The organism is Protofrankia sp. CiP1_Cm_nod3, assembly GCF_982290655.1.
Genome location: NZ_CEVIVD010000169.1, coordinates 1,553 through 9,824, shown reverse-complemented (window position 1 = coordinate 9,824; position 8,272 = coordinate 1,553). Strand labels below are relative to the sequence as shown.

General features: G+C 71.7%; 6 protein-coding genes. 3 read left to right on the top strand and 3 right to left on the bottom strand.

Annotated features, from left to right (window positions below):
* Positions 1-111 precede the first annotated feature (111 nt).
* The gene (locus AC5LUJ_RS21340) at positions 112-1,083 is read right to left on the bottom strand and encodes a cation diffusion facilitator family transporter (RefSeq protein WP_250290753.1); all 972 of its coding nucleotides are present in this window, start codon (positions 1,081-1,083) and stop codon (positions 112-114) included.
* Between the two features lie 317 nt (positions 1,084-1,400).
* Complete coding sequence (locus AC5LUJ_RS21335; protein ID WP_250282672.1) at positions 1,401-3,014, bottom strand: ABC-F family ATP-binding cassette domain-containing protein; 1,614 nt, start codon at positions 3,012-3,014, stop codon at positions 1,401-1,403.
* A gap of 323 nt (positions 3,015-3,337) precedes the next feature.
* Here AC5LUJ_RS21335 and AC5LUJ_RS21330 point away from each other — a divergent pair, with 323 nt between their 5' ends.
* The 3 genes from AC5LUJ_RS21330 to AC5LUJ_RS21320 all read left to right on the top strand — a co-directional run bounded on the left by AC5LUJ_RS21330 (position 3,338) and on the right by AC5LUJ_RS21320 (position 7,009).
* Positions 3,338-5,122: a circularly permuted type 2 ATP-grasp protein gene (locus tag AC5LUJ_RS21330; protein ID WP_250290752.1), complete on the top strand. Its 1,785-nt coding sequence runs from the start codon at positions 3,338-3,340 to the stop codon at positions 5,120-5,122.
* On the top strand, positions 5,116-6,066 hold the full coding sequence (locus AC5LUJ_RS21325) for an alpha-E domain-containing protein (RefSeq protein ID WP_250290750.1): 951 nt from the start codon (positions 5,116-5,118) through the stop codon (positions 6,064-6,066). Before AC5LUJ_RS21330 ends, AC5LUJ_RS21325 begins: the two co-directional genes overlap by 7 nt.
* A 97-nt stretch (positions 6,067-6,163) precedes the next feature.
* The gene (locus AC5LUJ_RS21320) at positions 6,164-7,009 is read left to right on the top strand and encodes a transglutaminase family protein (RefSeq protein ID WP_250290749.1); all 846 of its coding nucleotides are present in this window, start codon (positions 6,164-6,166) and stop codon (positions 7,007-7,009) included.
* 116 nt (positions 7,010-7,125) lie between these two features.
* Here the strand turns inward: AC5LUJ_RS21320 and AC5LUJ_RS21315 are convergent, their stop codons facing one another.
* A complete protein-coding gene (locus AC5LUJ_RS21315; RefSeq protein WP_493465594.1) occupies positions 7,126-7,806 on the bottom strand; it encodes an endonuclease domain-containing protein in 681 nt (226 codons plus the stop codon).
* Positions 7,807-8,272: the final 466 nt, after the last annotated feature.

The window sequence follows — 8,272 nt, the reverse complement described above, 5'->3', positions numbered from 1 at the left end:
CCAGGGCACAGGCCAGCACCCCGCCCGCCCACGAGAACGAGGGCACAACCGGCTGCCAGAGCAGCCACCTACGTACTCGTTCCCACGGACGGGATGGGGGCGCGGGGCTGGTCAGTGGGCTGGCGGGGTGCTGGCCTGTGCCCTGGCGGGCTCTGCCGCGGCGGGCTCTGCCGCGGGTGGACGGAGGTCCGGCTCCAGGTAGATGCGGTGCGCGATGGGGACCGCGGCGCGCAGCCGGGACTCGGCGTCGTTGATCACGGCCGCGACAGCGGGCACGGTCAGCTCCACGTCCAGCACGATCTTCGCCGCGACGAGCAGCTCCTCCGGCCCCAGGTGCAGGGTGCGGATGTGGATGACGTCGGTGATGTGCGGGGAGTGCCCGAGGACGTCCCGGATAACCGCGACCGTCGCCGGGGCCGCCGCTTCCCCCACCAGCATCGCCTGGGTCTCCGCCGCGACGATGACGGCCACCACGAGCAGCAGGATCCCGATGGCGAGGGTGCCCGCGCCGTCCCAGATCGGGTCGTCGGTCACGAGGGTCAGGCCCACACCGCCCAGGGCGAGCAGGAGGCCGACCAGCGCGGCGAGGTCCTCCAGGAGCACCACCGGCAGCTCGGGGGCGCGGGCCGCGCGGATGAAGCCCCACCACGACGCGTCCCCCTTGACCTGCCGGGTCTCGTGGATCGCGGTCCGGAAGGAGAACGCCTCCAGACCGATCGCCACCAGCAGGACGACCACCGCCACCACGCCGTTGTCCAGATGGTGCGGGTGGCGCAGCTTCTCCACGCCCTCGTAGACGGAGAACAGCCCGCCCACGCTGAACAGCACGATCCCGACGAGGAAGCCGGCGATGTAGCGGGAGCGGCCGTAGCCGAAGGGGTGCTCCTCGTCGGCCGGCCGGGTGGCGCGCCGCCGGCCGAGCAGGAGCAGGCCCTGGTTGCCCGAGTCGGCGAGCGAGTGGATGGACTCGGCCAGCATCGACGACGACCGGGTGATGAGGAACGCGACGAGCTTCGCCAGCGCGATCCCCAGATTGGCCGCCAGCGCGGCTACGACCGCCCTGCTACCACCTTCCGCGCTCACACGACCACCTGACCCACCACTCCTCGACAGCTTCTCGACGATCTATCAACGATCTCCGGACGCTTCCCGGACGGTTATCAGATGGTGACGGCGTCCGATACGTCCCCGGCCAGTGTGCCAAGCCGGGCCGGTCACCCGCCCGCCGGCCATGATGACCGCGACCCGCGAGCCAGGACGATCACTGCCGCCGGCCCGCGCCGGACACACCGCCAGCCCACGCCGGACCGCGCCAGCCCCGGCCGGACTACGCCGGAGCTCCGCCGACCGGGCCGGACACACCGCCGGAGCGGGCCGCCCCGCGGGCCGCCGGTGACGTCTCAGGCCAGGGTGATCAGTTCGGCGAGGTCCGCCGACCAGGAGTCCTCGACGCCGTCCGGCAGCATCAGGACCTTGTCGGGCGCGAGCGCCTCGACCGCGCCGGGGTCGTGGGTCACCAGCACCACCGCCCCGCGGAAGGTGGCCAGCGCCGCCAGCACCTCGTCGCGGGACGCCGGGTCGAGGTTGTTGGTCGGCTCGTCCAGCAGCAGCACGTTGGCGGCGCTACACACCAGCCCGGCCAGGGCCAGCCGGGTCTTCTCCCCGCCGGAGAGGGTGCCGGCCGGCTGGTCGACGCTGTCCCCGCTGAACAGGAAGGCCCCGAGGATGCGGCGCAGCTCCACGTCCGAGGTGCCGGGTGCGGCCGCGCGCATGTTGTCCAGTACCGAGCGGTCGGTGTCGAGGGTCTCGTGCTCCTGGGCGTAGTAGCCCAGACGCAGCCCGTGACCGGGATGGACCTCGCCGGTGTCGGGGGTCTCGGCGCCGGCGAGGATCCGCAGCAGCGTGGTCTTGCCGGCGCCGTTGAGGCCGAGGACGACGACGCGCGCGCCGCGGTCGATGGCGAGGTCGACCCCGGCGAAGACCTCCAGCGACCCGTAGGACTTCGACAGCCCGGTGGCGGTCAGCGGCGTGCGCCCGCACGGCGCCGGGTCGGGGAAGCGCAGCTTGGCGACCCGGTCGGCGACGCGCACCTCGGCCAGGCCGGCGGCCAGCCGCTCGGCCCGGCGGTCCATCTGGTGGGCCGCGCGGGCCTTGGTCGCCTTGGCCCGCATCTTGTCCGCCTGGGCCTTGAGCGCGTCGATCTTCTTCTCGGCGTTGGCCCGCTCGCGGCGGCGGCGGCGCTCGTCGAGCTCCCGCTGGGACAGGTACGTCTTCCAGTTGACGTTGTAGACGTCCAGTGCGGCGCGGGTGGCGTCGAGGTAGAAGACCTTGTTCACGCAGCGGTCGAGCAGGTCGACGTCGTGGCTGACCACGACCAGCCCGCTGTCGTGGGAGCGCAGGAAGTCGCGCAGCCAGACGACCGAGTCGGCGTCGAGGTGGTTGGTGGGCTCGTCGAGCAGCAGGGTCGCCTGGTTGTCGCCGGCCCCGGCGAAGAGGATGCGGGCCAGCTCCACCCGGCGGCGCTGGCCACCGGAGAGCGTCTCGAGCTGCTGGGCGAGGACCCGGTCCGACAGCCCGAGCGCCGAGCAGATCCGGGCCGCCTCGGCCTCGGCCGCGTACCCGCCGAGCGTGCCGAAACGCTCCTCCAGCCGGCCGTAGCGGCGGATGGCCGTGTCGCGGGCGGCCTCGTCGACCAGCTCGGCCATTTCGACGTGCAGCTTCTCCATCTCGCGCAGCAACGCGTCGAGACCACGGGCAGAAAGAACGCGGTCGCGGACCGTATCGGACGGGTCGCCGCTGCGGGGATCCTGCGGCAGGTAGCCGAGCTCGCCGCGGACGTCCACCGTGCCGGCGAACGGCAGGGTCTCGCGGGCCAGCGTCTTCAGCAGCGTCGTCTTGCCGGCCCCGTTGCGTCCGACGAGCCCGATCCGGTCGCCGGGCTGGATGCGGAACGACACCGCCTCGATGAGGGTGCGGGCGCCCGCGCGCAGCTCGAGATCGGACGCAATGATCATTGGTGTACGTGGCCTTCCGGGAACGTCGACGAACGTGGAGCGATCGGCTACCGCCCTACCGGCAGCCGGTGACCGGCAACCGATTGCCGGTCACCGACCGACTGGTGCTGGCAACCGACAGCCGATGACAGCGAGGCGGCACCGCGCCGCCAGACCCATCGTCTCAGACTACGATCGCCCGATCTCGGACTACGGTTAGCCGTCTGGTACACATCTGTATCCATCCTGCAACCGACAGCCGGCGGCATGGTGATCATTTTTGTGCCACCAGGGCCGAAACGCCGTCATACGGCGGTAACACAGGCAACTTAGGCTCTCCGGATGTGGCGGACCTCTTCGAAGGGTATGCGTCCCAGGCCACGCAGGCCTGGGACGAGGTGTTCGAGGCCCCGGACACCCCCCGCCCGCTGTACGCCTCGCTCTACGACGCCCTCCGGCCGCTGAGCAGCAGCGACCTCGCCGCCCGCAAGGCCGCGCTCGACCGGGCGTTCCGGGACGCCGGGATCACCTTCAACCTCTTCGGCGAGGAGCGCCCCTTCCCGCTGGATCTCGTCCCCCGCCTGCTGGACAACTCCGAATGGGACGTCATCGAACGCGGGGTCACCCAGCGTGTCCGGGCGCTGGAGGCGTTCCTCGCCGACATCTACGGGCGGGCGGAGGTCCTGGCCGACGGGATCGTCCCCCGCCGGCTGGTGCTCTCCAGCGCGCACTTCCACCGCGCCGCGCACGGCATCGACCCGCCGAACGGGGTCCGCGCGCACGTCAGCGGCATCGACCTGATCCGCGACGAGCGGGGCGGCTTCCGCGTCCTCGAGGACAACGTGCGGGTGCCGTCGGGGGTCAGCTACGTGGTGGAGAACCGGCGGGCGATGACCAGGGTCTTCCCCGAACTGTTCGCCACCCACCGGGTGCGCCCGGTCGCGGACTACGCCACCCATCTGCTGCACGCGCTGCGGGCCGCCGCCCCGCCCGACGTCGCCGACCCGACCGTGGTCGTGCTGACACCGGGGGTGTACAACTCGGCGTACTTCGAGCACGCCCTGCTCGCCCGGCAGATGGGCGTCGAACTCGTCGAAGGACGGGATCTGACGGTACGCAACAACAACGTCACCATGCGCACGACAGAGGGCGACCGGCCCGTCCACGTCGTCTACCGCCGGATCGACGACGACTGGCTGGACCCGCTGCACTTCCGCCCCGAGTCGGTGGTCGGCTGCGCCGGGCTGCTCAACGCCGCCCGGGCGGGCCGGGTCACCATCGCCAACGCGGTCGGCAACGGGATCGCCGACGACAAGCTGATGTACACCTACGTCCCCGACCTCATCCGGTACTACCTCGGCGAGGAACCGGTCCTGGCCAACGTCGACACCTACCGGCTGGAAGACCCCGACCAGCGCGACCATGTGCTCGGCCACCTCGACGAGCTCGTGCTCAAGCCGGTGGACGGCTCCGGCGGCAAGGGCATCGTCATCGGCGAGCAGGCGTCCGCGGCGGAGCTCGGCGTGTTACGGCTGAAGATCGAAGCCGACCCGCGTGGCTGGATCGCCCAGCGGATCGTGCGGCTGTCGACCTCGCCCACGCTCGCCGGTGACCGGCTGGGGCCACGGCATGTGGACCTGCGCCCGTTCGCGGTCAACGACGGCCGCCGGGTGTGGGTGCTGCCGGGCGGGCTGACCAGGGTCGCGCTGCCGCGCGGCAGCCTCGTGGTCAACTCCAGCCAGGGCGGCGGCTCCAAGGACACCTGGGTGCTGGCCTCGCCGGAGTCCAGCCGGGAGAGCATCTCCCCGCGCACCCGGCCGCCGGGCAACGTCCCGCAGGTCGCCGACGGCCCCGACGTCGGCCCGTTCCCCTCCTGCGACCAGCAGCAACAACAGCAACAACAGCGGGAGGGACGGCAGCCGCAACCACCCCCAGGGCGGCCACAACACCGGCCGGGGCAGCCACGGCGACAGGAGCCGGGGCAGCCATGGCAGGGGCAGCCATGGCAGAGGCAGGAGCGGCAAGGGCAGCGGCAGGAGCCGCGGTGGGACCAGTCGGAACACGGACAGCCACGGCCGGAGACCATCGGTGACCAGGCCCGCCGCCTGAACGGGCCGGCCGCATGCTGAGCCGCATCGCCGAGTCGCTGTTCTGGATCGGCCGCTACTCCGAGCGCGCCGAGCACACCGCCCGCATCCTCGACGTCCACGTCCAACGGGTGCTGGAGGACCCGTGGCTGGACGAGACCTCGGCCGGCCGGGAGCTGCTGGCCGTCATGGGCATGCCCGCGCCCGACGACGCCGCCGCCGCGGACTCACGGCAGGTCACCGAACTGCTCGCGTTCGACCCGGCCAACCCGTCCAGCATCACCGGCGCGGTCGGCGCGGCCCGGGAGAACGCCCGCGGCGCCCGCGACGTCATCTCCAGCGAGGTCTGGGAGTGCCTGAACGCGACCTGGAACGACCTGCCGCACTCCGAGGAGCTCGCGCGCCGCCTCGGCCCGCACGTGTTCTTCCGCTACATCAGGGAACGGACGGCGATGCTCGCCGGCCTGGTCGACGCCACCCTCGCCCGCGACGACGGCTGGCGCTTCCTCATCCTCGGGCGCAGCCTGGAACGGGTCGACATGACCGCCCGGCTGCTGTCGTCGAGCATCAGCGAGGATCCCGCGTCCCAGAGCTGGGTGAGCCTGCTGCGCTCCTGCGGGGCGCACGAGGCGTACCTGCGGACCTACCGGCGGGCCGTGGACGCCGCGCGCGTCGCCGAGTTCCTGCTGCTGGACAGGCTGTTCCCACGGTCGGTGTACTGGTCGCTGTCGATGGCCGAGCAGATCCTCGCCGAGCTCGACGGCACCCGCCGCGAGGCCCGGTTCACCGTGGACGACATGGCCCGCCGCATCGTCGGCCGGGCCCGCACCGAACTTGAGTTCCGCAGCGTGGACGAGCTGGTCGACGACATGCCCGACCTGCTGGTGTCGCTGCAACGCACCTGCTCCACCGTCAGCGAGGCAGTCACGCACCGCTACTTCGCCCGCAACGCCCCCCGCTCCTGGACGATCGAGGTACCAGCATGACGACGGGTGAGAGCGGAGCCGGCATGATGGCTGGCCGGGGCCGGGCCGGTGTGGCGGCGGGCCGGGGTGGGGCCGGCGGGCGAACGGAGGCGCGGCGGTGAGCTGGCAGATCCGGATCGAGCACTCCACCGGCTACCGGTACGCGGCCCCGGTGATCTCCTCGTACAACGAGACCCGGATCATCCCGCAGACCGCCGCCGGCCAGCTCACCCTGGAGGCCACCGTGCGCACCGAGCCGACGGCGGCCACCTACCGTTACTGGGACTACTGGGGCACGCAGGTCACCGCGTTCGACCTGCACACCCCGCACACCGAGCTCGTCGTCACCGGCCGCTCGGTGGTACGCACCGCCCCCGCCCGGCCGGGACCGAGCGACGGACCGGACTGGCAGGCCCTCGCCGACGGGTCGATCACGGACCGCTTCGTCGAGTTCATCCGTCCGAGCCGCTTCACCACGGACCATCCGGAGCTCGCCGAGACGGCCCGCGAACTCGCCGCGCGCCACACCCCGGCCGAGTTCGTCCCGGCTGTCGGCGAATGGGTCCGGCAGCGCCTGACCTACCGGCCCGGCACGACCGGCGTGCACACGTCCGCGGTGGACTCCTGGCAGCAGGGCGAAGGCGTCTGCCAGGACTTCGCCCACCTGGCTCTGGTGCTGCTGCGGGCCGTTGGCCTACCGGCCCGGTACGTCTCCGGCTACCTGCACCCGTCCACGGACGCCACGATCGGCGAGACCGTCGTCGGCCAGAGCCACGCGTGGGTGGAGGGCTGGCTCGGCGACTGGTGGGGCTTCGACCCGACCAACGGCGTCCCCGCCGGGCAGCAACACGTGGTCGTGGCCCGCGGCCGTGACTACAACGACGTCCCACCCCTCCTCGGCGTCTACTCCGGCGGCGCATCGACCTCCCTGGGCGTAACCGTAGCCGTCACCCGCCTGAGCTAGCCCGCTTCGCTTCCCGTGGGCATCTTCACCCACACGGACCAGCCCCCAGCAGACCCCCTCCCACACCGCCGCCGGCACCCCCACCAGTCAAGATCCAAAAAGACCCCAACGCCGCGTCAGATCACACGATTGAGTGTGTAAGTGGCTGCTGTGGCAGCCACCTGTCCCCTCGTTGTCATGATCGTGTTCGTGAGTGGGCTGGTGAGTGCGAGGGCTATGTGGGCCACGACGTCGTCGGGGTGGTCACGGACGGCGAAGGACGGGAAGCGTAGGACGCGGTCGCCGGCGAGGGTCAGCTCGTTGCCGCGGGCGAGGTCGGCCAGCCAGGTGCGGGGGTCGAGATGGCCGGTGCCGTCGATCTCCACTGTCAGGCGGGCGTGTTCCCAGTGGGCGTCCAGATACCAGCGTCCGCTCGCTCGCTGCCGGGCCACCTGCCGGTCCGGCAGCGGTATGGACGCCGCGCGCAGCGCGCGGACGAAACGCAGTTCGGGCAGCGAATGGGAGCCGCCCTCGACGTCCGCGAGGGTTTCACTGATGAGACGCCGCCATCTGACCCGGACAAGCCGGTCGAGGACGGCCCGCAGCCGTGCGGCGGTTGTCAGCCGCTGCTGGACGCCGGCGGCCAGCACCGCTCTGGCCGCGTCCTCGCTGGTCGCGGTCGACGCCATGTCGAGCAGCGCGTGTTCGATACGCATGCGGTGTGGACGCACGGCCGGGAGGATGCCGTCGGCGCCCAGGCCGCGGCGGCGATGGACCCGTACACCGGGGACGGCAGGCGCCTGGTGCGCGTTCGGCACGCTGACGTGGATCGTTCTGTGACGGGAAGCCCTGCAGCCCGCCCAGCTCGGCGGCGGTGGCATGGCTGAGTACCGCATCGGCTCCCGCGTGCAGTACGGCCGCCCACCGCGTCTGCGGTGGGGAGAGCGGGCCACTGTGGGTGACGAGCACCCGTAGGTGCACCCGTTGCCAGGCGCCGGTCACGAGCCGATGGCGGACGGCCGGCCGGCCGAGGGCACGAACCGCCACTTCCAGCCGTACGACACCATCCTGATCAAGGAGGATGTCTCTCCATGTGTCGGGCATTTCCTGACTGTGCATCTCGGCCACCCCTGTGGATAACATTCGTCCACAGGGGTGATATCTACTAATATAGAAGGTTTTCAACTGGTGCCATGTCGGCCTGAACTGGCCCTGGTCGTCGTGTCCGGGCGATTCCGAGGCAACGCCGCCGGACCGCTTGAGCGCGGCGGACGGGCGGACGGG